This is a genomic window from Kurthia senegalensis, from assembly GCF_000285595.1.
GTDB lineage: Bacteria > Bacillota > Bacilli > Bacillales_A > Planococcaceae > Kurthia > Kurthia senegalensis.
Genome location: NZ_HE611070.1, coordinates 22057 through 43904, shown reverse-complemented (window position 1 = coordinate 43904; position 21848 = coordinate 22057). Strand labels below are relative to the sequence as shown.

Below are 21848 nucleotides of genomic sequence, written 5' to 3'. Positions count from 1 at the left end.
AAGTGGGAGAACTTCGAAATATAGATGTTAAACAACTGAACGCATTAGCTTTAGCTTATATGGGAGATGCTGTTTTGGAAATTGCGATTCGCGAGCATTTATTGCGCGCAGGTCGTGTGAAACCAAAAGTATTACACCATGAAGCAACACATTACGTATCGGCAAAAGCACAAGCAATGGTCGTGCATAAAATGATGGACGAACAATACTTCACAGAAGAAGAATTAGCTGTACTACGTCGTGGGCGTAATGCAAAATCGGGTTCTGTACCGAAAAACACAGACGTACAAACATACAATTACAGTTCTGCTTTTGAAGCGGTCTTAGGCTTTTTACATTTAACAGGTCAAAAAGAACGTGCAGACGGTATTATTCAATATGCGATTAAAGCTGTTGAAGAGAATAGAGAGGTGTCTAAATAAATGAAATATGGTCGTAGTAATAGCCAAGATGCAGGTCGCAAAAAACCTGCTCGTAAACCAGAAGGTAGCCGCAAGTGGAACGAACAAAGTTCTGAAGGTGGACGTAACCAAGAAGGTCGTAAATTTGATGGCAATCGTAAACCAGAAGGTCGCAAATGGGATCAAGAACGTCCACAACGTAAAGAACGCCAAGAAACTGTAGCGAACGATGTAACAGTAGGTGAAGAAGAAATCGATCATTCGAAAGAAATGATTGCAGGGAAAAATCCAGTACTTGAAGCACTTCGTTCTACACGTGACATTAATAAAATTTGGATCGCAGAAGGCGTGAAGAAAAACGGTATTAAAGAATTGTTAGACATGGCGAAAGAACGCCAAATCGTCGTTCAATTCGTACCGAAACAAAAAATTGATAACTTATCATCTGAAAACCACCAAGGTGTCGTAGCTTCTGTTGCTGCATACAATTATGCTGAATTAGATGACGTTTTCAAATTAGCAGAAGAACGTGGAGAAGATCCGTTCATTATGATTTTAGATGAACTAGAAGATCCTCATAACTTAGGTTCTATTATGCGTACTGCAGATGCAGTTGGAGCGCACGGTATTATTATTCCTCGCCGTCGTTCTGTATCGTTAACAGCAGTCGTTGCAAAAGCATCTACTGGTGCGATTGAATACATCCCAACTGTTCGTGTAAATAATTTATCTCAAACAGTAGATGAACTAAAAGAACGTGGTGTTTGGATTGCAGGAACAGATGCCAAAGGGTCACAAGATTATCGTCGTATGGACGCTACATTACCTTTAGCTGTTATTATCGGCAGTGAAGGTCGCGGTATGGGTCGTTTATTAAAAGAGAAATGTGATTTCTTATACAACTTACCAATGGTAGGTCACGTAACATCACTGAATGCTTCAGTTGCAGCTTCTCTATTAATGTACGAAGTATATCGTAAACGTCACGAATTGTAAGAGAGGTTTGCCTATGAAGGAATTGTTAATCGTCGACGGGTACAACATGATAGGTGACTGGGAAGAATTGAAGCAGTTAAAAGACTATCAATTACTCGAAGCACGTAATCGTCTAATTGAGTTGTTAGCTGAATATCAAGCGTATTCGCAATATACTATTACTGTCGTATTCGATGCGTATCAAGTCCCAGGTATTGCCACGAAAGAAAAACAACATGATATTGAAATTATTTATACAAAGATTAAAGAAACAGCCGATGATTGTATTGAAGCGTTGACGATGGACTTGTTAGAAAAGTACGGTCGACGCACGCATATTACGGTTGCAACATCAGACATGGCAGAACAAAATATCATTTTCGGAAATGGTGCACTTCGCATGCCCGCACGCGAACTTGAAACAGCTGTGAAAGAAGCTTTATCTCATATTTCAAAAACAGTTCAAACTGATTATACTAAGCATCGAAAATTTTCGAATCGTTTGCAAGTGGAACCAGAAATCGCTAGCAAATTGGAACGAATTCGAAGAGGCTTGGAGTAAGACGATTCTACGAAAAAACGTATTTGAGGTGATTTTGTGATAAATGAATTACAACATCTAAACTTGAAAGACATGACCGACGAGCAGCTCGTTCTAGCATCTCGACACGGTAATGATGAAGCGTTAGAATTTTTAATTACGAAATACAAACCGTTAGTTCGCATGAAAGTGAAGTCTTATTTTTTAATTGGCGCAGATAAAGAAGATATTATTCAAGAAGGGATGATTGGGTTGTTTAAGGCAACGCGAGACTTCAATTCTGAGCAAGCTTCTTTCAAAGTATTCGCTGAAGTATGTATTATGCGTCAAATTATTACGGCAATCAAAACAGCGACACGTCAAAAACACATTCCGCTTAATTCATATGTTTCACTCGATAAACCGATTGGTGATGACGAACAAGCGAGTACGTTACTTGATATTTTAGAATATGGAGAAGACGGAGATCCTGCTACATTTTTAATTAATCGTGAACGTTTAGCAGACGTTCAAAATGAAATAAATAAAAAATTGAGCAGACTCGAGCAAAAAGTTTTAGCGTTGTATGCAGAAGGTTGTACTTATCAAGAAATTGGTCAAATTTTGAACTGTGAAGTAAAAACTGTAGACAATGCTTTGCAACGAGCAAAGAAAAAATCCGGGCTACAAAAGTCCTCTAAACAGGCTTAAGCATTTATTGACATCTTATGGTATTAGATGTTAGGCTGTATAAGGACAAATGCCTGAAAGGTGATATGTTATTATGTCAAATAAAGTTGTGCTATGCTGCGAAAAATGCGGTGCACGTAATTATAATTTACCCGCCCCAAAGGATAGCTCAAAAAGAATGGAATTAAAGAAATATTGTTCTAACTGTAATGAACATACATTACACAAACAGACAAGATAAATTTCGTTAATCATATAAGATTTTTATTTTATTCGGAGGTTAGGTTAGATGGGAAAGCTTAAAACATTCTTCAGAAATGTTCTTTCTGAAATGCGAAAAACTAGCTGGCCTAAACGTAAAGAGCTTAGCAAATACACACTAGTTGTACTTTCTACATTACTCTTTATGGCAGTGTTCTTTATGCTAGTGGATTTAGGAATATCAAAATTATTCCGCATGTACTTGGATTTATAAGCGAAAAAATGTTAATATTTCTGAAAGGGCCCGTAGCAACACGGGTTTTTTCATTTGCCTTTAAAAAAGGAGGGAACGGACTTTAACGTCCTAACTACTATGGAAAAAAATTGGTATGTCGTTCATACTTACTCTGGTTATGAAAACAAAGTTAAATTAAATCTTGAAAAACGTATTGAAACAATGGGTATGCAAGATAAAATTTTCCGTGTAATCGTTCCGGAAGAACAAGAAACAGAAGTAAAAGATGGTCGTAAAAAAGTATATATGCGTAAAACATTCCCAGGTTATGTTTTAGTTGAATTAATCATGACAGATGACGCTTGGTATGTTGTTCGTAATACACCAGGAGTAACTGGTTTCATCGGTTCTTCAGGTGGTGGGGTAAAACCAACTCCTTTACTTCCGGAAGAAGTAGAACACATTTTAAATAAAATGGCTGAAAACAATCAAGGTGTTGATCTTGACTTCGCTGTTGGCGATTTAGTTGAAGTATTAGAAGGGCCTTTTGCGCACTTCCAAGGTACTGTTGACGAAATTCTTGCAGAAGAAGGAAAAATTAAAGTTACAGTTGATATGTTCGGTCGCGAGACTACAATGGAAATGAACTTTGAACAAGTATTAAAAGTTTAATTAATTTAATGTACTTGCCTTGAATTATTAAAAGTGTTATTATTTTTTAGGTCAGACTATCAGATAGTCGACTATAGTAATTTTTAATGTTATCGGAAATAAGCCGACAGACAGATATTGAGTGGGAGGGGTAACCCTTTGACCACATCACGGACTTAAGGAGGTGTGTCTCGTGGCTAAAAAAGTTGTAAAAGTTGTAAAACTTCAAATTGGCGCTGGTAAAGCAAATCCAGCACCACCAGTTGGTCCTGCTTTAGGTCAAGCAGGTGTTAACATCATGGGATTCTGTAAAGAATTCAATGCTCGTACACAAGACCAAGCAGGTTTAATCATCCCAGTTGAGATTTCTGTATTTGAAGATCGTTCATTCACTTTCATTACAAAAACTCCACCAGCTGCAGTATTATTAAAAGTTGCAGCAGGTATTAAATCTGGTTCTGGTGAACCTAACAAGAAAAAAGTAGCTACAGTGAAACGCGATCAAGTTCGCGAAATCGCTGAAACTAAAATGCCTGACTTAAACGCAGGTTCAGTAGAAGCTGCTATGTTAATGGTAGAAGGTACTGCACGTAGCATGGGTATTATCGTAGAAGACTAATCCCATTACTTGATAAAGTATTGTTTTTTGGAGGTTGCGCCCGTTTCTGATAGAAATATTTGAAACACGCAGCCTTTATTCGTGGGAGGGAATTCCCGCTATAACCACAATCAAGGAGGAAATTTATAATGTCTAAACAAGGTAAAAAATTACAAGACGCTGCTAAATTAGTAGATAAAACTAAAACTTATTCTGTAGCAGAAGCTGCTGAACTAGCAAAAGAAACTAGCAAAGTAAACTTCGATGCAACAGTAGAAATCGCTTTCAACTTAAATATCGATACTCGTAAAAACGACCAACAAATCCGTGGTGCAATCGTGCTTCCAAATGGTACTGGTAAAACTCAAAAAGTTTTAGTATTCGCTAAAGGTGACAAAGTGAAAGAAGCTGAAGCTGCTGGCGCTGATTTCGTAGGCGATGCAGAATACATCCAAAAAATTAAAGATGGCTGGTTCGATTTCGATGTTATCGTTGCAACACCAGACATGATGGGTCAAGTTGGTCAACTTGGTCGCGTATTAGGACCTAAAGGTTTAATGCCAAACCCTAAAACTGGTACAGTTACTTTCGATGTAACTAAAGCAGTTAACGAAATCAAAGCTGGTAAAGTTGAATACCGTGCTGACAAAGCTGGTATCGTACACGCACCAGTAGGTAAAGTTTCATTCGAAGCTGATAAATTAGCTGAAAACATCCAAACTTTAGTTGATGTTATCGTTAAAGCTAAACCTGCTACTGCTAAAGGTGTTTACCTTAAATCAGTACACGTTACAACAACTATGGGACCATCAATCAAACTTGATCCTTTAGCTCTTGTAAAATAATTTAATGTTTGACAAACAAAAACTCATCTGATAAGATGAGTTTTGTTGTGAATTATCCATTTGTACCAAAGATAGTAGGGGCGGCTTAGTATCGCTTAATCATCCTGCCGAGGGCAAAGGAATCATTCTCTATTTAGATGATGAATTTCTGCTCCTTGTCAGTCAAATGATGAGGAGCTTTTCTTTTGTTGGTATAAATGACTCATTCTTATAGGAGGTGTCAATAATGAGCAAAGCAGTAGAAGCAAAACAAACTGTTGTTGAAGAAATCGTTGGTAAATTCCAAAACGCTGCATCTGTAGTCGTAGTAGATTACCGCGGTCTTACTGTTGGTCAAGTAACTGAATTACGTAAACAATTACGTGAAGCAGGCGTTGAATTAAAAGTATACAAAAATACTTTAGTTCGCCGTGCTACTGAACAAGTTGGCCACGCTGAACTTAATGAAGTACTTACTGGTCCTAACGCAATCGCATTTTCTAACGAAGATGTTGTTGCTCCAGCACGTATTATCAATAACTTCGCTAAAGAAAACGAAGCTTTAGAAATTAAAGCTGGTTTAATCGAAGGAAACTTCTCTACTTTAGAAGAAGTAAAAGCTTTAGCAGAACTTCCATCACGCGAAGGTTTACTATCAATGCTTTTATCAGTGCTACAAGCACCAATGCGCAACTTCGCGCTTGCAACAAAAGCTGTTGCAGACCAAAAAGAAGAACAAGGCGCTTAATAGCTGCTTAGTCTTCACCGCATCTTGAGATGCACAAAAAATAAAAAATTAGATTCCAATATAGGAGGAACTCATAATGAACCAAGAACAAATCTTAGCTGCAATCAAAGAGATGACAGTTTTAGAATTAAACGACTTAGTAAAAGCAATTGAAGAAGAATTCGGCGTAACTGCTGCTGCTCCTGTAGCTGCTGCAGGTGCTGCTGCTGGCGCTGCTGAAGAAAAAACAGAATTCGATGTAGTATTAACATCTGCTGGTGATTCTAAAATTAAAGTAATCAAAGTGGTTCGCGAAATCACTGGCTTAGGTCTTAAAGAAGCTAAAGAAGTTGTAGATAACGCTCCTAAAGCTCTTAAAGAAGCTGTAGCTGCAGCTGAAGCTGAAGAAATCAAAGCTAAACTTGAAGAAGTTGGCGCATCTGTAGAAGTTAAATAATTTCTACTAACTTACTGAAAAAGCTCGTCAATTGCGACGGGCTTTTTCTTCATTTTACGTGATGGGAGGGCATCGAAATGCCAGATCATTATTATTCAAAAAACCCTGGGGTTGAGAGTAAACCGCGTAGATGGAACTTTAATCTGAGAGGATTTTCCTTTATATTTGAAACCGATGCAGGTGTTTTTAGCAAAAGCGAGGTAGATTTTGGATCCCGTGTGCTAATTGATCGATTTGAGTTACCAAATGTCGAGGGGGATATTTTAGACGTAGGTTGTGGCTATGGCCCGATTGGTTTATCAATCGCAAAAAGCTATCCGGAACGCATCGTTCATATGATGGATGTCAATGATCGTGCGATGAACTTGGCACGTAAAAATGCTGAGTTAAACGGAGTTCAAAATGTGCGTATTTACGAGAGCGATGCTTTAAGTGTTGCTCAAACAGAGGATGTCGCTTGCGTTTTGACGAATCCGCCAATTCGTGCCGGTAAACAAACTATTTTCCGCTTTTACGATCAAGCTTATGAATTACTAAAAGAAGATGGAGAACTTTGGATTGTTATTCAAAAGAAACAAGGTGCACCATCGACTGTAGATCATTTAGGGTTGAAATTTAAAGAAGTCACAGTAGTCGATAAAGAAAAAGGGTATTGGATTATTAAAGCAGTGAAATAACTTAAATAATTGAATAAACTGTTCGTCAATATTTATAGATTGACTTGACAAAAACGCTGTGTTATTATAAGAAAATGCAAAAATATTAATTTGAAGTCGTATGCCTACTTGACGAAAAAGTCAATAGGATGGCTGAAAATTAAATTTGGTTAATCGAAAATGAGATCATTTTAGACTCGTTTTCTTTTTTGTCTTGTGAAAAATTGCAATTCACAAGATCTAATATCGCTTTATTGAGGGGTGAATGAGTTGACAGGTCAACTAGTTCAGTACGGACAACACCGCCAGCGTAGATGCTTCGCGCGTATTAAAGAGGTGCTAGAACTTCCGAATCTTATCGAGATTCAAACTGCTTCTAACGAGTGGTTTTTAGAAGAAGGCTTACGTGAAATGTTCCACGATATTTCACCGATTGAAGACTTCACAGGAAATCTTTCACTAGAATTCGTCGACTACAGTCTTGGAGAACCAAAATATGATGTCGATGAATGTAAACAACGTGACGTTACTTACGCAGCACCACTTCGCGTAAAAGTACGTCTTCATAATAAGGAAACTGACGAAGTTAAAGAACAAGAAGTATTCATGGGTGACTTCCCACTTATGACAGAAACTGGTACTTTCGTTATTAACGGCGCAGAACGCGTTATCGTTTCCCAATTAGTAAGATCACCAAGTGTATACTATCACGATAAAACAGATAAAAACGGTAAAAAAGGTTTCGGCGCTACAGTCATTCCTAACCGTGGTGCATGGCTTGAATACGAAACAGACGCTAAAGATGTTGTCTACGTTCGTATCGACCGTACACGTAAATTACCTGCAACGGTATTATTACGTGCATTAGGTTTTGCATCAGATCAAGAAATTATCGAACTTGTTGGCGACAACGAGTATTTACGTAATACTTTAGAAAAAGATAACACTGATAGTACTGAAAAAGCACTATTAGAAATCTATGAACGTCTACGTCCAGGTGAACCACCTACAGTAGAATCAGCTCAAAACCTATTGTATTCTCGTTTCTTCGACCCTAAACGCTACGATTTAGCAGCTGTAGGTCGTTACAAAATGAACAAAAAACTTCATATTAAAAACCGCCTATTCAACCAAACATTGGCTGAAACATTAGTGAACCCTGAAACTGGGGAAATCTTAGCGGAAAAAGGTACAGTAATCGATCGTCGTGTGTTAGACCGCATTACGCCATTCCTAGAAGGCGGCGTAAACTTCAAAACACTTTCTAAAGTGGGCGGCATCATCGAAGGCGATATTCTTGTACAAGAAGTTAAAATCTTTGCACCAAATGATGAGTCTCAAAAAGAAATTAAAGTTATTAGCAACGCTTATATCGATGATGAAGTAAAACATCTTACTCCAGCTGACGTAGTAGCTTCTGTTTCTTACTTCTTTAACTTATTACACGGTGTGGGCGATACTGATGATATCGATCACCTAGGTAACCGTCGTTTACGTTCAGTAGGCGAATTACTACAAAACCAATTCCGTATCGGTTTATCTCGTATGGAACGTGTTGTACGTGAACGTATGTCTATCAATGATACTGCTGCAATTGTTCCACAACAATTGATCAATATCCGTCCAGTAATTGCGGCTATTAAAGAATTCTTCGGTAGCTCTCAATTATCACAATTTATGGACCAAACGAACCCATTAGCAGAATTAACGCACAAACGTCGTCTTTCTGCATTAGGACCTGGTGGTTTAACACGTGAACGTGCTGGTTTCGAAGTACGTGACGTTCACTATTCTCACTATGGCCGTATGTGTCCAATCGAAACACCAGAGGGTCCAAACATTGGTTTAATTAACTCTCTATCATCATATGCAAAAGTAAATCCATTCGGTTTCATCGAAACACCATATCGTCGTGTTGACCCTGAAACAGGAAAAATTACAGAACATATCGATTACCTTACAGCAGACGAAGAAGATAACTACGTAGTTGCTCAAGCAAACTCACCACTTAGTGAAGATGGTACATTTGCTGAGGAAGAAGTAGTAGGTCGTTTCCGTGGTGATAACTCAGTATTCAAACGCGATACTGTAGATTATATGGACGTATCTCCTAAACAAGTAGTATCTGCTGCAACAGCATGTATCCCATTCTTAGAAAACGATGACTCTAACCGTGCTCTTATGGGTGCCAACATGCAACGTCAAGCTGTTCCACTTCTAAACCCAGAAGCACCATTCGTTGGTACTGGTATGGAACACGTCAACGGTCGTGATTCAGGTGCCGCAGTTGTAGCTAAATACAAAGGTATCGTTGAGCACGTTGAAGCTCGTTACATCTCAGTTCGTACAATCGAAGAAGTAGATGGTAAAGAAGTTAAAGGCGATTTAGTTCGTTATAAATTACAAAAATTCACTCGTTCTAACCATGGTACATCTATCAACCAACGTCCGTTAGTTAAAGTAGGCGATCGTGTTCAACCACGTGACATCCTTGCAGATGGTCCTTCAATGGAAAAAGGTGAACTTGCACTTGGCCGTAACGTAGTCGTGGCATTCATGACTTGGAACGGTTACAACTATGAAGATGCCGTTATCATGAACGAACGTTTAGTGAAAAATGATGTATACACTTCTGTTCATATTGAAGAATACGAATCAGAAGCTCGTGATACAAAACTTGGACCTGAAGAAATCACTCGTGATATTCCGAATGTCGGCGAAGAAGCGCTTCGTAACTTAGATGACCGTGGTATTATCCGTATCGGTGCTGAAGTTAATGATGGCGATATCTTAGTAGGTAAAGTAACGCCTAAAGGTGTAACAGAACTTACTGCTGAAGAACGTTTATTACATGCAATCTTCGGTGAAAAAGCTCGTGAAGTACGTGATACTTCACTACGTGTTCCTCATGGTTCTGGTGGTATTGTACTTGATGTTAAAGTATTCCACCGTGAAGATGGCGACGAATTATCTCCAGGTGTAAACCAAATGGTTCGCGTTTATATCGTTCAAAAACGTAAAATTCGCGTTGGGGATAAAATGGCCGGCCGTCATGGTAACAAAGGGGTTATCTCTCGTATTCTTCCAGAAGAAGATATGCCATTCTTACCAGACGGTACACCAGTCGACATCATGCTTAACCCATTAGGTGTACCATCACGTATGAACATCGGACAAGTACTTGAATTACATTTAGGTATGGCTGCACGCTATTTAGGCGTACACATGGCTACACCGGTATTTGATGGTGCTACTGATGAAGACGTATGGCATACAATGGAAGAAGCCGGCATGAACCGTGACGGTAAAACAATTCTTTATGATGGACGTTCTGGTGAAGCGTTCGACAACCGCGTATCAGTTGGGGTTATGTATATGATCAAACTTGCGCACATGGTTGATGATAAACTTCACGCACGTTCAACTGGACCATATTCACTTGTTACGCAACAACCATTGGGTGGTAAAGCTCAATTTGGTGGACAACGTTTCGGTGAAATGGAAGTTTGGGCTCTTGAAGCATATGGTGCTGCGCACACACTTCAAGAAATCTTAACTGTTAAATCAGATGACGTTGTAGGTCGTGTGAAAACATATGAAGCAATCGTTAAAGGTGAACCAGTTCCAGAACCAGGCGTTCCAGAATCATTCAAAGTATTAATTAAAGAACTTCAATCATTAGGTCTAGACGTGAAAATGTTAAACATCAATGATGAAGAAGTTGAATTACGTGATGATGAAGAAGATGATGTTCCATCAGCTGACTCATTAAACATCGCTGCTAAAAAAGAAGAAGCAAAAGAAACTTCTTCTGAACAATAAGATTTAAACTTTTACGGGACATGGACAGGACCTCTTTTGGGCTTGTCCTACTTCCCGTTTATAAACTAAAAATCAGTCGTCGAGCTAATTAAAAAGTCAAAAATGACTTCATTACTAGAGGGAGGTAGGCTCCTTGATAGACGTTAATAATTTTGAATATATGAAAATTGGTCTGGCTTCACCTGATAAGATCCGTTCTTGGTCTTACGGTGAAGTTAAGAAGCCCGAAACAATTAACTATCGTACTTTAAAACCAGAAAAAGATGGTTTGTTCTGTGAACGTATCTTTGGACCAACAAAAGACTGGGAATGTCACTGTGGTAAATACAAACGTGTACGTTATAAAGGTGTCGTTTGTGACCGTTGTGGCGTAGAAGTCACACGTGCAAAAGTTCGTCGTGAACGTATGGGTCACATTGAATTAGCAGCACCAGTATCACACATTTGGTACTTCAAAGGTATTCCAAGTCGTATGGGACTTATCTTAGATATGTCTCCACGTGCACTTGAAGAAGTAATTTACTTTGCTTCTTATGTAGTAATTGAATCTGGCGATACTCCTTTAGAGAAGAAACAACTTCTTTCTGAAAAAGAATATCGTGCTTACCGTGAAAAATTCGGTAATACATTCAAAGCTGCAATGGGTGCAGAAGCGATTAAAGACTTATTAAGAGAAATTGATTTAGAAAAAGAATCAATTGAACTTAAAGAAGAGTTAAAAACTGTTCAAGGACAACGTCGTACACGCGCTATTAAACGTTTAGAAGTTGTTGAATCATTCCACCACTCTGGCAACCGTCCAGAATGGATGATTTTAGATGTACTACCAGTAATTCCTCCAGAATTACGTCCAATGGTACAACTTGATGGTGGTCGTTTCGCAACATCTGATTTAAATGATTTATATCGTCGTGTCATCAACCGTAACAACCGTTTAAAACGTTTATTAGACTTAGGTGCTCCTGGCATCATCGTTCAAAATGAAAAACGTATGTTACAAGAAGCTGTTGATGCATTAATTGATAATGGTCGTCGTGGCCGTCCTGTTACAGGTCCTGGTAACCGTCCATTAAAATCTCTTTCTCATATGTTAAAAGGTAAACAAGGTCGTTTCCGTCAAAACTTATTAGGTAAACGTGTCGATTACTCTGGTCGTTCTGTAATCGTTGTTGGTCCATCTTTAAAAATGTACCAATGTGGTTTACCAAAAGGTATGGCAATCGAATTGTTCAAACCTTTCTTAATGAAAGAATTAGTTGAACGTGGCTTAGCTCACAACATCAAATCTGCTAAACGTAGCATCGAACGTCAAAAAGAAGAAGTTTGGGATGTTTTAGAAGACATCATGCGCGAACACCCAGTATTACTGAACCGTGCACCAACTCTTCACCGTCTTGGTATTCAAGCGTTCGAACCAACACTAATTGAAGGTAAAGCAATCCGCTTACACCCATTAGTATGTACTGCCTACAATGCCGATTTCGATGGTGACCAAATGGCGGTCCACGTTCCACTTTCTGCTGAAGCCCAAGCTGAAGCTCGTTTATTAATGCTTGCCGCACAAAACATCTTGAACCCTAAAGATGGTAAACCAGTAGTAACGCCATCTCAAGATATGGTCTTAGGTAACTACTACCTAACTCTTGAACGTAAAGGTGCTATCGGTGAAGGTACAGTATTCGCTGATCGTGATGAATTAAATGTTGCATACGAAAACAACGAAGTGCATTTACACACTCGTATTGCGATTCGTGCTGCATCTCTTAACAACAACACATTCACTGAAGAACAAAATAAACAATTATTAATTACATCTGTTGGTAAAGTTATTTTCAATGAAATCTTATATTCTGATTTCCCTTACATTAACGAACCAACTACTGATAATTTACAAGTTGGTATTGCAGATAAATACTTCGTACCAACGACTACGAATGTTAAAGAACACTTAGCAGAAATGGAAGTTTCTAAACCATTCACTAAAAAATATCTTGGTAAAGTTATTGCCGAAGTATTCGATCGCTATCACATTACAGAAACATCTAAAATGTTAGATCGTCTTAAAAACTTAGGCTTTAAATATTCTACAAAAGCTGGTATTTCAATTGGTATTTCAGATATCATCGTATTACCAGATAAACAAGAAATTTTACATGAAGCTCAAGTAAATGTAGATAAAGTTCAAAAACAATTCCGTCGTGGTTTAATTACTGAAGACGAACGTTATGATCGTGTTATCTCATTCTGGAGTGACGCAAAAGATGTTATTCAATCTAAACTGATGAAATCTCTTCCAGATACTAACCCTATCTTCATGATGAGTGACTCAGGTGCCCGTGGTAACGCATCTAACTTTACGCAATTAGCTGGTATGCGTGGTCTGATGGCCAACCCGGCTGGTCGTATTATCGAATTACCAATCAAATCTTCATTCCGTGAAGGTTTAACGGTATTAGAGTACTTCATCTCTACCCATGGTGCTCGTAAAGGTCTTGCCGATACAGCACTTAAAACAGCCGATTCAGGTTATCTTACTCGTCGTCTTGTTGACGTTGCACAAGATGTTATTATCCGTGAAGACGACTGTGGTACAGATAAAGGCCTTGAGATTTCTGCCCTTAAAGAAGGTAACGAATTAATCGAAACATTAGAAGAACGTGTCTTAGGCCGTTATGCTAAGAAAACGATTGTTAACCCGCAAACTGGCGAAGTAATCGTTGCACCTGATGAATTAATCACAGCTGAACTTGCTCGTAAAATCGCTGAAGCTGGTATCGAAACAGTTACAATCCGTTCTGCTTTCACATGTAACACGAAACACGGCGTATGTAAAAAATGTTACGGTATGAACTTAGCTACTGGTGACGAAGTAGAAGTAGGGGAAGCAGTTGGTATTATCGCTGCCCAATCTATCGGGGAACCAGGTACACAGTTAACAATGCGTACTTTCCATACAGGTGGGGTTGCCGGTGCCGATATCACTCAAGGTTTACCTCGTATCCAAGAAATTTTCGAATCTCGTAATCCTAAAGGTCAAGCTTTAATTACTGAGATTTCAGGTACTATTGTAGAAATCGAAGAAATTCGCGAAGGCTTGAAAGAAATTACAATCCAAAGCCCAATCGAATCTCGTAAATACACAGCTCCATACAACGCTCGTTTATTAGTTCAAGAAGGCGACCAAGTGTCACACGGTCAAATGTTGACTCAAGGTTCAATTGATCCAAAACAATTGATCAAAGTTACAGATGTAGCAACTGTAGAAAAATATTTACTAAAAGAAGTACAAAAAGTATACCGTATGCAAGGTGTAGAAATCGGTGATAAACACATCGAAGTAATGGTACGTCAAATGTTACGTAAAGTTCGTATTATCGAAGCTGGTGACACTGAATTGCTACCAGGATCTCTTGTTGATATCCACCAATTCACTGAAGCAAACCGCGCGATCTTAATGGCTGGTGACAAAGCACCTGCTACTTGTCGTCCGGTAATCTTAGGTATTACTAAAGCTTCATTAGAAACTGAATCATTCTTATCTGCGGCTTCATTCCAAGAAACAACTCGTGTGTTAACGGATGCAGCAATCAAAGGTAAACGTGATGAATTACTTGGCCTTAAAGAAAATGTTATTCTTGGTAAACTTGTACCAGCTGGTACAGGTATGCAACGCTACCGTCAAATCGAACTTGCCGGTCCAGCAGCACAATCTAAAGAAGAAGCAACTTCTGCTGAATAATAAATCAGTAAAAAACCCTAGCGATTTTCGCTAGGGTTTTTTATTTAGTTGACAACGTTTGTATACAATGATAATATATTTTAGGTTGATAGTTGATTGTCTATCATTTCATGGACGAAACGTCTAAGGGAAAAAATAAAACAATAATCCATGTTAATAAGCAGACAGTAAGCACAGATACGGTTGGTCGTGGAACGTAGCGTTGTTACTCTAAGATGTAACAGGTGAATAAACCACGCATGCGGTGCGACGGCACAAATTTTGGTGTTCCCGTTGCATTGAATAACCAGGCAGACTCTTGGTAGAGATAATCACGCTCATGTAAAATGCCACTGTAAAAGGAAATACTGAATTGTAGTTTTTGCGCAGATCACGCAAAAGCTTTTGTTTTTAACTAAAAATGAACCACCTGGATGTGTGGATTTAAACAAAGCAATGAGAGGAGGACATATCGATGCCTACAATTAACCAATTAGTACGTAAGCCTCGTCAATCCAAAAGTAAGAAATCTAATTCACCAGCTTTAAACAAAGGCTACAACAGCTTTGCTAAAAGCTTAACTGATGTTAACTCACCACAAAAACGTGGTGTTTGTACTCGTGTTGGTACAATGACACCTAAAAAACCTAACTCAGCGTTACGTAAGTACGCTCGTGTACGTTTAACTAACCAAATCGAAGTTAACGCTTATATTCCTGGTGAAGGCCATAACTTACAAGAACACAGTGTTGTTCTTATCCGTGGCGGACGCGTAAAAGATTTACCAGGGGTACGTTATCACGTAGTTCGTGGTGCTCTTGATACTGCAGCTGTACAAGGACGTATGCAATCACGTTCATTATACGGTGCTAAAAAACCAAAAGAAAAAAAATAATCTTAAAATAAGTATTTAATGCTTGAAAGGAGGAAAACACATGCCTCGTAAAGGTCCTGTTTCCAAACGTGACGTGTTACCAGATCCACTTTATAATTCAAAACTAGTAACTCGTTTAATCAACAAATTGATGGTAGATGGTAAAAAAGGTACTTCTCAAAAAATCTTATACGGAGCGTTCGATTTAGTTAAAGAACGTGCTGGTAAAGATCCTCTAGAAGTATTTGAAGCAGCATTAGAAAACGTAATGCCAGTTCTTGAAGTTCGTGCTCGCCGTGTCGGTGGTGCAAACTATCAAGTACCAGTAGAAGTTCGTCCAGAACGTCGTACTACTTTAGGTCTTCGTTATTTAGTAAACGCTTCTCGTCTTCGTGGCGAAAAAACTATGGAAGAACGTCTTGCTAATGAAGTACTTGACGCTTCTAACAACACTGGTGCGGCAGTTAAAAAACGTGAAGATATGCACAAAATGGCTGAAGCCAACAAAGCATTCGCTCACTACCGCTGGTAAGATTTATCCTATACTAAATATCCATTATGGAAGGAGAAATTCCGCATGACTAGAGAATTCTCACTTGAGAACACTCGTAATATCGGAATCATGGCTCACATTGATGCTGGTAAAACAACAACTACTGAGCGTATCCTTTATTACACTGGTAAGATTCACAAAATCGGTGAAACTCATGAAGGCGCTTCTCAAATGGACTGGATGGAGCAAGAGCAAGAACGTGGTATCACTATCACTTCTGCTGCGACAACAGCCCAATGGAAAGGCCACCGTGTAAACATTATCGATACACCAGGACACGTAGACTTCACTGTTGAAGTTGAACGTTCTCTTCGTGTACTTGATGGTGCGGTTACTGTACTTGATGCTCAATCAGGTGTAGAACCACAAACTGAAACAGTATGGCGTCAAGCTACAACTTACGGCGTACCACGTATCGTATTCATTAACAAAATGGATAAAATCGGTGCGAACTTCTTATACTCTGTAGGAACTTTACATGAACGTTTAGAAGCAAACGCTCATCCAATTCAATTACCAATCGGTGCTGAAGACGAGTTCCACGCTATCATTGACTTAGTAGAAATGAACGCTACTTTCTACAAAGAGGGCGATGACGGTTCTCACGCAGAAGTTAAAGAAATCCCTGCTGAATTCAAAGAACAAGCAGATGAATACCACGAAAAACTTATCGAAGCAGTTGCTGAATTAGATGAAGATCTAATGGAAAAATACTTCGCTGGTGAAGAAATCACTAAAGAAGAATTAAAAGCAGCTATTCGTAAAGCTACTTTATCAGTAGAATTCTACCCAGTAGTATGTGGTACTGCATTTAAAAATAAAGGTGTTCAATTAATGCTTGATGCAGTAATTGACTACCTTCCAGCACCAACAGATGTTGAATCTATTAAAGGTACATCTGTTGATGGAGACGAAGAAATCGTACGTCATTCTTCTGATGATGAACCATTCTCTGCACTTGCGTTTAAAGTTATGACTGACCCTTATGTTGGTAAATTAACTTTCTTCCGTGTATATTCTGGTGTTCTTCAATCTGGTTCATACGTACAAAACTCTTCAAAAGGTAAACGTGAACGCGTAGGTCGTATCCTACAAATGCACGCTAACAGCCGTGAAGAAATCTCTGAAGTTTACGCTGGTGACATTGCTGCTGCAGTAGGTCTTAAAGCTACAACTACTGGTGATACTCTATGTGCAGAAGATAGCTTAGTTATCCTTGAATCTATGGAATTCCCAGAACCAGTTATTTCTCTATCTGTTGAACCTAAATCTAAAGCTGACCAAGATAAAATGGGTCAAGCCCTACAAAAACTTCAAGAAGAAGATCCAACTTTCCGCGCTCACACTGACGTTGAAACTGGTGAAACAATCATCTCAGGTATGGGTGAACTTCACTTAGATATCTTAGTTGACCGTATGAAACGTGAATTCCACGTTGAAGCTAACGTAGGTGCTCCTCAAGTATCTTACCGTGAAACTTTCCGCCAAGCGGCTAAAGTTCAAGGTAAATTCGCTCGCCAATCTGGTGGTCGTGGTCAATACGGTGATGTTCATATCGAATTCTCACCAAATGAAGAAGGTAAAGGCTTTGAGTTCGAAAACGCTATCGTTGGTGGTGTAGTTCCTCGTGAATACATCCCAGCTGTAGAAGCAGGACTTAAAGACGCATTAGCAAACGGTGTATTAGCAGGTTTCCCTCTAATCGACGTTAAAGCTCGCCTTGTTGATGGTTCATACCATGATGTCGATTCAAATGAAATGGCATTTAAAGTGGCTGCATCACTTGCAGTTAAAAAAGCAGCAACTGCTTGTAACCCAGTTCTTTTAGAACCAGTTATGAAAGTAGAAGTTGTAATGCCAGAAGAATATCTTGGCGATATTATGGGTAACATCACTGCACGTCGTGGACGCGTAGAAGGTATGGAAGCTCGCGGTAACGCTCAAGTCGTTCGTGCGATGGTTCCTCTTGCTGAAATGTTTGGGTATGCAACTACTTTACGTTCATCTACTCAAGGTCGCGGTACATTCTCAATGGTGTTCGATCACTACGAAGAAGTTCCAAAATCAGTTTCAGAAGAAATTATCAAAAAACACAAAGGTTAATTTCTAATTAAATAATTTTTAATTGAAATTTCCGTTGTTTTCAAGTATAAATAACTTGTATGCTATATCTTTCTTGTAATACAGGGCCCGTTTTACAAGAAGATATGACTATAAAACTTATAACTAAAAAACTTTATAAACCCTAGGAGGCACATTTAAAATGGCTAAAGAAAAATTCGACCGTTCTAAAACCCATGCTAACATTGGTACAATCGGACACGTTGACCATGGTAAAACAACTTTAACTGCAGCAATCGCTACTGTTCTTGCTAAAAAACAAGGCGGTGAAGCTAAATCATACGCTGATATCGATAACGCTCCAGAAGAAAAAGAACGCGGTATCACTATCAACACTTCTCACATTGAATATGAAACTGACACTCGTCACTACGCTCACGTTGACTGTCCTGGACACGCCGATTATGTTAAAAACATGATCACTGGTGCTGCACAAATGGATGGCGCGATCTTAGTAGTATCTGCTGCTGATGGTCCAATGCCTCAAACTCGTGAACACATCCTTTTATCTCGTAACGTTGGTGTACCATACATCGTGGTATTCTTAAACAAATGTGATATGGTTGATGACGAAGAATTACTAGAATTAGTTGAAATGGAAGTTCGTGACTTATTATCTGAATACGGCTTCCCTGGCGATGATGTTCCTGTAATCAAAGGTTCAGCTCTTAAAGCTTTAGAAGGCGAAGAAAAATGGGAAAATGCGATCGTTGAATTAATGGACGCTGTAGATTCTTACATCCCAACTCCAGAACGTCAAACTGACAAACCATTCATGATGCCAGTCGAAGATGTATTCTCTATCACTGGTCGTGGTACAGTTGCAACTGGCCGTGTTGAACGTGGTCAAGTTAAAGTCGGCGATGTTGTTGAAATCGTTGGTATCACTGACGAAACTGCTCAAACTACTGTAACAGGTGTTGAAATGTTCCGTAAATTATTAGATTACGCTGAAGCTGGCGATAACATCGGTGCTTTATTACGTGGTGTTGCTCGTGAAGATATCCAACGTGGTCAAGTACTTGCTAAACCAGGTACAATCACACCTCACACTAAATTCTCTGCAGAAGTTTACGTGTTATCAAAAGAAGAAGGTGGACGTCATACTCCATTCTTCTCTAACTACCGCCCACAATTCTATTTCCGTACTACTGACGTAACTGGTGTAATCACGTTACCAGAAGGTACTGAAATGGTAATGCCTGGCGATAACACTAAAATGAACATTGAATTAATTCACCCAATCGCTATTGAAGACGGTACTCGTTTCTCAATCCGCGAAGGTGGACGTACAGTTGGTTCAGGTGTTGTTTCTAACATCGAAAAAGCTTAATTCTTTCTTTAACTAGATTGATTTAACTTTCATAAAAGAGTGTGTAGCATTTATGCTGCACACTCTTTTTTTATTGTTCTTTCTTAAAAGAAGTACGTGTTTCTTCTATATAAAGAAATTTCTTTTTAATAACTATTTATTTTTAAGTTAGATCGGAAAATTACGCAATGTTATAAGAAGTGCAATCTACTACAAACGTAAGCGTTTTCGAATAAATGAGTTAATTAACAGAAAAATTACTCTTCTTTTTAATGAAGGGGAATGGGTTGCTATCTTATGAAAAATTTTATATACTAGAAAACGTTGAAAAGCAGGCGAAATAAATTATTATTTAGAGAAGAACCGCATAGAATAGCGCAATTAATTTTTTAAAAGAAAGTTGTTGCACATAATATAAATATTATGTATAATATAAATGTTGGTCTTTGACTGCGATGAAACGGGAGGTTACCGACACACCCGGCCGCATTGCCATGGCGAGTGTTTGGAAAATTTCCGTGGAGAATTGTCTAGGAAATAGGCGAAAAGGAGGGAAAATAATGGCAAAACAAAAGATTCGTATTCGTTTAAAAGCATATGATCACAGAATTTTAGATCAATCTGCTGAAAAAATCGTAGAAACTGCTAAACGTTCAGGTGCTGGTGTATCAGGTCCGATCCCACTACCAACAGAACGCTCTGTTTATACAATTTTACGTGCTGTCCACAAATATAAAGACTCACGTGAACAATTTGAAATGCGTACGCATAAACGTCTTATCGATATCGTTAACCCAACACCACAAACTGTTGATGCGTTAATGAAATTAGATTTACCATCAGGCGTTGATATTGAAATCAAATTATAATGCATGGTAAACAATAAAAAACTTTTTTAATTATCCACAGGAGGTGTGACACATGACCAAAGGAATCTTAGGTAGAAAAATCGGTATGACGCAAGTCTTCGCTGAGAATGGTGATTTAATCCCTGTAACAGTTATCTCTGCTACTCCAAACGTAGTTCTTCAAAAGAAAACAACTGAAACAGACGGCTACGAAGCAATCCAAATTGGTTTCGAAGATAAACGCGAAAAATTATCTAACAAACCAGAACAAGGACACGTTTCAAAAGCTAACACTGCTCCTAAGCGCTTCATTCGCGAAATTCGCAATGCTGACTTAGCTGATTACGAGATTGGTCAAGAAGTCAAAGTTGAAATTTTCGCAGAAGGCGATGTAGTAGATGTAACAGGTGTTACTAAAGGTAAAGGGTTCCAAGGTGTTATTAAACGTCACGGACAATCACGTGGTCCAATGGCCCATGGTTCTCGTTACCACCGTCGCCCAGGTTCAATGGGTCCAGTTGCTCCAAACCGCGTATTCAAACAAAAGAATTTACCGGGTCAAATGGGTGGCAACGTTGTAACTATCCAAAACTTAGAAATCATTAAAGTTGACGTAGAACGCAACTTATTACTTGTTAAAGGTAATGTTCCTGGTTCTAAAAAAGCATTAGTAACAGTTAAATCTGCTATTAAAGCTAACTAATTTTCCGAAGAAAGGAGGAAACAGGAATGACAAAAGTAAATGTACTTAGTCAAACAGGTTCTTCTGTAGGTGAAATCGAATTAAACGATGCTATCTTCGGAATTGAACCAAATGAAGCTGTACTTTTTGACGCTATCGTTGCACAACGTGCTTCTTTACGTCAAGGTACTCACAAAACTAAAGGTCGCTCAGAAGTTTCTGGTGGTGGTCGTAAACCATGGCGTCAAAAAGGTACTGGCCGTGCCCGTCAAGGTTCTATCCGCTCTCCACAATGGCGTGGCGGTGGTATCGTATTCGGTCCTACTCCACGTAGCTATGCATACAAACTTCCTAAAAAAGTTCGTCGCTTAGCACTTAAATCAGCTCTTTCAACTAAAGTTGCTGAAACAAACTTCTTAGTAGTTGATGCTCTAACTCTAGATGCACCAAAAACTAAAGAATTCGTGAAAGTTCTTGCTGATTTATCAGTAGAAACTAAATCACTTATCGTTACTGCTGACGTGAATGAAAACGTAGCATTATCTGCTCGTAACATCCCAGGCGTAACTGTTCTAACAGCTGAAGGTATCAACGTTTTAGATCTAGTATCTGCAAACAAAGTTGTTATCACTAAAGACGCTGTAGCTAAAATTGAGGAGGTGCTTGGTTAATGGAAGCACGTGAAGTACTAAAACGTCCTGTCATCACTGAGCGCTCTTCAGAACTTATGGCAGAACAAAAATACACATTCGAAGTTGACACTCGTGCCAACAAAACAGAAGTGAAAGATGCAGTTGAATCTATCTTTGGCGTTAAAGTTTCTAATGTAAACATTATGAACGTTAAAGGTAAAAAGAAACGCGTTGGCCGCTACACTGGTTTAACAAACAAACGTCGTAAAGCTATCGTAACTTTAGCTGAAGGCGAAATCGAATTATTCGAAATGTAATTATAGATTGCATTTTTAATTTATAAAGGAGGGA

Annotated in this window: 22 protein-coding genes and 1 other annotated feature; all 22 genes read left to right on the top strand. The window is 38.8% G+C overall.

The window, feature by feature from the left end:
- Nucleotides 1-2 precede the first annotated feature (2 nt).
- The 22 genes from KSHG_RS13640 to rplW all read left to right on the top strand — a co-directional run bounded on the left by KSHG_RS13640 (nucleotide 3) and on the right by rplW (nucleotide 21814).
- A complete protein-coding gene (locus KSHG_RS13640; protein WP_010308060.1) occupies nucleotides 3-422 on the top strand; it encodes a Mini-ribonuclease 3 in 420 nt (139 codons plus the stop codon).
- Between the two features lie 249 nt (nucleotides 423-671).
- Nucleotides 672-1397 (top strand): 23S rRNA (guanosine(2251)-2'-O)-methyltransferase RlmB, encoded by a 726-nt coding sequence (rlmB, locus tag KSHG_RS13635; RefSeq protein WP_042232210.1) that lies wholly within the window; start codon nucleotides 672-674, stop codon nucleotides 1395-1397.
- A 13-nt stretch (nucleotides 1398-1410) separates the two neighbouring features.
- Nucleotides 1411-1938 (top strand): NYN domain-containing protein, encoded by a 528-nt coding sequence (locus tag KSHG_RS13630; protein WP_010308053.1) that lies wholly within the window; start codon nucleotides 1411-1413, stop codon nucleotides 1936-1938.
- Nucleotides 1939-1974: 36 nt separating this feature from the next.
- Nucleotides 1975-2607, top strand: coding sequence for an RNA polymerase sporulation sigma factor SigH (gene sigH / locus KSHG_RS13625; protein ID WP_010308049.1), 633 nt, complete (start codon nucleotides 1975-1977; stop codon nucleotides 2605-2607).
- Nucleotides 2608-2680: 73 nt separating this feature from the next.
- The gene (gene rpmG / locus KSHG_RS18145) at nucleotides 2681-2827 is read left to right on the top strand and encodes a 50S ribosomal protein L33 (RefSeq protein ID WP_010308045.1); all 147 of its coding nucleotides are present in this window, start codon (nucleotides 2681-2683) and stop codon (nucleotides 2825-2827) included.
- Between the two features lie 48 nt (nucleotides 2828-2875).
- A complete protein-coding gene (gene secE, locus KSHG_RS13620) occupies nucleotides 2876-3061 on the top strand; it encodes a preprotein translocase subunit SecE (RefSeq protein WP_010308043.1) in 186 nt (61 codons plus the stop codon).
- 99 nt (nucleotides 3062-3160) lie between these two features.
- Nucleotides 3161-3694 carry a transcription termination/antitermination protein NusG gene (nusG, locus tag KSHG_RS13615; protein WP_010308039.1) on the top strand — a complete coding sequence of 178 codons (534 nt, stop codon included), beginning with the start codon at nucleotides 3161-3163 and terminating at the stop codon, nucleotides 3692-3694.
- A gap of 172 nt (nucleotides 3695-3866) precedes the next feature.
- Nucleotides 3867-4292: a 50S ribosomal protein L11 gene (gene rplK / locus KSHG_RS13610; RefSeq protein WP_010308035.1), complete on the top strand. Its 426-nt coding sequence runs from the start codon at nucleotides 3867-3869 to the stop codon at nucleotides 4290-4292.
- 128 nt (nucleotides 4293-4420) lie between these two features.
- Nucleotides 4421-5116, top strand: coding sequence for a 50S ribosomal protein L1 (gene rplA / locus KSHG_RS13605; RefSeq protein ID WP_010308031.1), 696 nt, complete (start codon nucleotides 4421-4423; stop codon nucleotides 5114-5116).
- A gap of 47 nt (nucleotides 5117-5163) precedes the next feature.
- Nucleotides 5164-5309 (top strand) — a sequence feature (ribosomal protein L10 leader region).
- Between the two features lie 33 nt (nucleotides 5310-5342).
- Complete coding sequence (gene rplJ, locus KSHG_RS13600; RefSeq protein WP_010308028.1) at nucleotides 5343-5843, top strand: 50S ribosomal protein L10; 501 nt, start codon at nucleotides 5343-5345, stop codon at nucleotides 5841-5843.
- A 76-nt stretch (nucleotides 5844-5919) separates the two neighbouring features.
- A complete protein-coding gene (gene rplL / locus KSHG_RS13595) occupies nucleotides 5920-6279 on the top strand; it encodes a 50S ribosomal protein L7/L12 (protein ID WP_010308025.1) in 360 nt (119 codons plus the stop codon).
- A gap of 77 nt (nucleotides 6280-6356) precedes the next feature.
- The gene (locus KSHG_RS13590; RefSeq protein ID WP_010308022.1) at nucleotides 6357-6956 is read left to right on the top strand and encodes a class I SAM-dependent methyltransferase; all 600 of its coding nucleotides are present in this window, start codon (nucleotides 6357-6359) and stop codon (nucleotides 6954-6956) included.
- 249 nt (nucleotides 6957-7205) lie between these two features.
- Complete coding sequence (gene rpoB / locus KSHG_RS13585) at nucleotides 7206-10757, top strand: DNA-directed RNA polymerase subunit beta (protein WP_010308019.1); 3552 nt, start codon at nucleotides 7206-7208, stop codon at nucleotides 10755-10757.
- 133 nt (nucleotides 10758-10890) lie between these two features.
- Entirely contained in the window at nucleotides 10891-14496 is a 3606-nt protein-coding gene (gene rpoC / locus KSHG_RS13580) for a DNA-directed RNA polymerase subunit beta' (RefSeq protein ID WP_010308016.1), read from the top strand.
- A 454-nt stretch (nucleotides 14497-14950) separates the two neighbouring features.
- Nucleotides 14951-15370: a 30S ribosomal protein S12 gene (gene rpsL / locus KSHG_RS13575; protein ID WP_010308011.1), complete on the top strand. Its 420-nt coding sequence runs from the start codon at nucleotides 14951-14953 to the stop codon at nucleotides 15368-15370.
- Nucleotides 15371-15410: 40 nt separating this feature from the next.
- A complete protein-coding gene (rpsG, locus tag KSHG_RS13570; RefSeq protein WP_010308008.1) occupies nucleotides 15411-15881 on the top strand; it encodes a 30S ribosomal protein S7 in 471 nt (156 codons plus the stop codon).
- Nucleotides 15882-15926: 45 nt separating this feature from the next.
- Nucleotides 15927-18005 (top strand): elongation factor G, encoded by a 2079-nt coding sequence (gene fusA / locus KSHG_RS13565; protein ID WP_010308004.1) that lies wholly within the window; start codon nucleotides 15927-15929, stop codon nucleotides 18003-18005.
- Between the two features lie 160 nt (nucleotides 18006-18165).
- Nucleotides 18166-19356 carry an elongation factor Tu gene (tuf, locus tag KSHG_RS13560; RefSeq protein ID WP_010308000.1) on the top strand — a complete coding sequence of 397 codons (1191 nt, stop codon included), beginning with the start codon at nucleotides 18166-18168 and terminating at the stop codon, nucleotides 19354-19356.
- 539 nt (nucleotides 19357-19895) lie between these two features.
- Entirely contained in the window at nucleotides 19896-20204 is a 309-nt protein-coding gene (rpsJ, locus tag KSHG_RS13555) for a 30S ribosomal protein S10 (RefSeq protein WP_008406970.1), read from the top strand.
- A 52-nt stretch (nucleotides 20205-20256) separates the two neighbouring features.
- Nucleotides 20257-20886, top strand: a complete 630-nt coding sequence (gene rplC / locus KSHG_RS13550) for a 50S ribosomal protein L3 (RefSeq protein WP_010307978.1) — start codon at nucleotides 20257-20259, stop codon at nucleotides 20884-20886.
- A gap of 26 nt (nucleotides 20887-20912) precedes the next feature.
- The gene (rplD, locus tag KSHG_RS13545) at nucleotides 20913-21536 is read left to right on the top strand and encodes a 50S ribosomal protein L4 (RefSeq protein WP_010307975.1); all 624 of its coding nucleotides are present in this window, start codon (nucleotides 20913-20915) and stop codon (nucleotides 21534-21536) included.
- Complete coding sequence (rplW, locus tag KSHG_RS13540; RefSeq protein ID WP_010307973.1) at nucleotides 21536-21814, top strand: 50S ribosomal protein L23; 279 nt, start codon at nucleotides 21536-21538, stop codon at nucleotides 21812-21814. Before rplD ends, rplW begins: the two co-directional genes overlap by 1 nt.
- The last annotated feature ends 34 nt before the right edge of the window (nucleotides 21815-21848 follow it).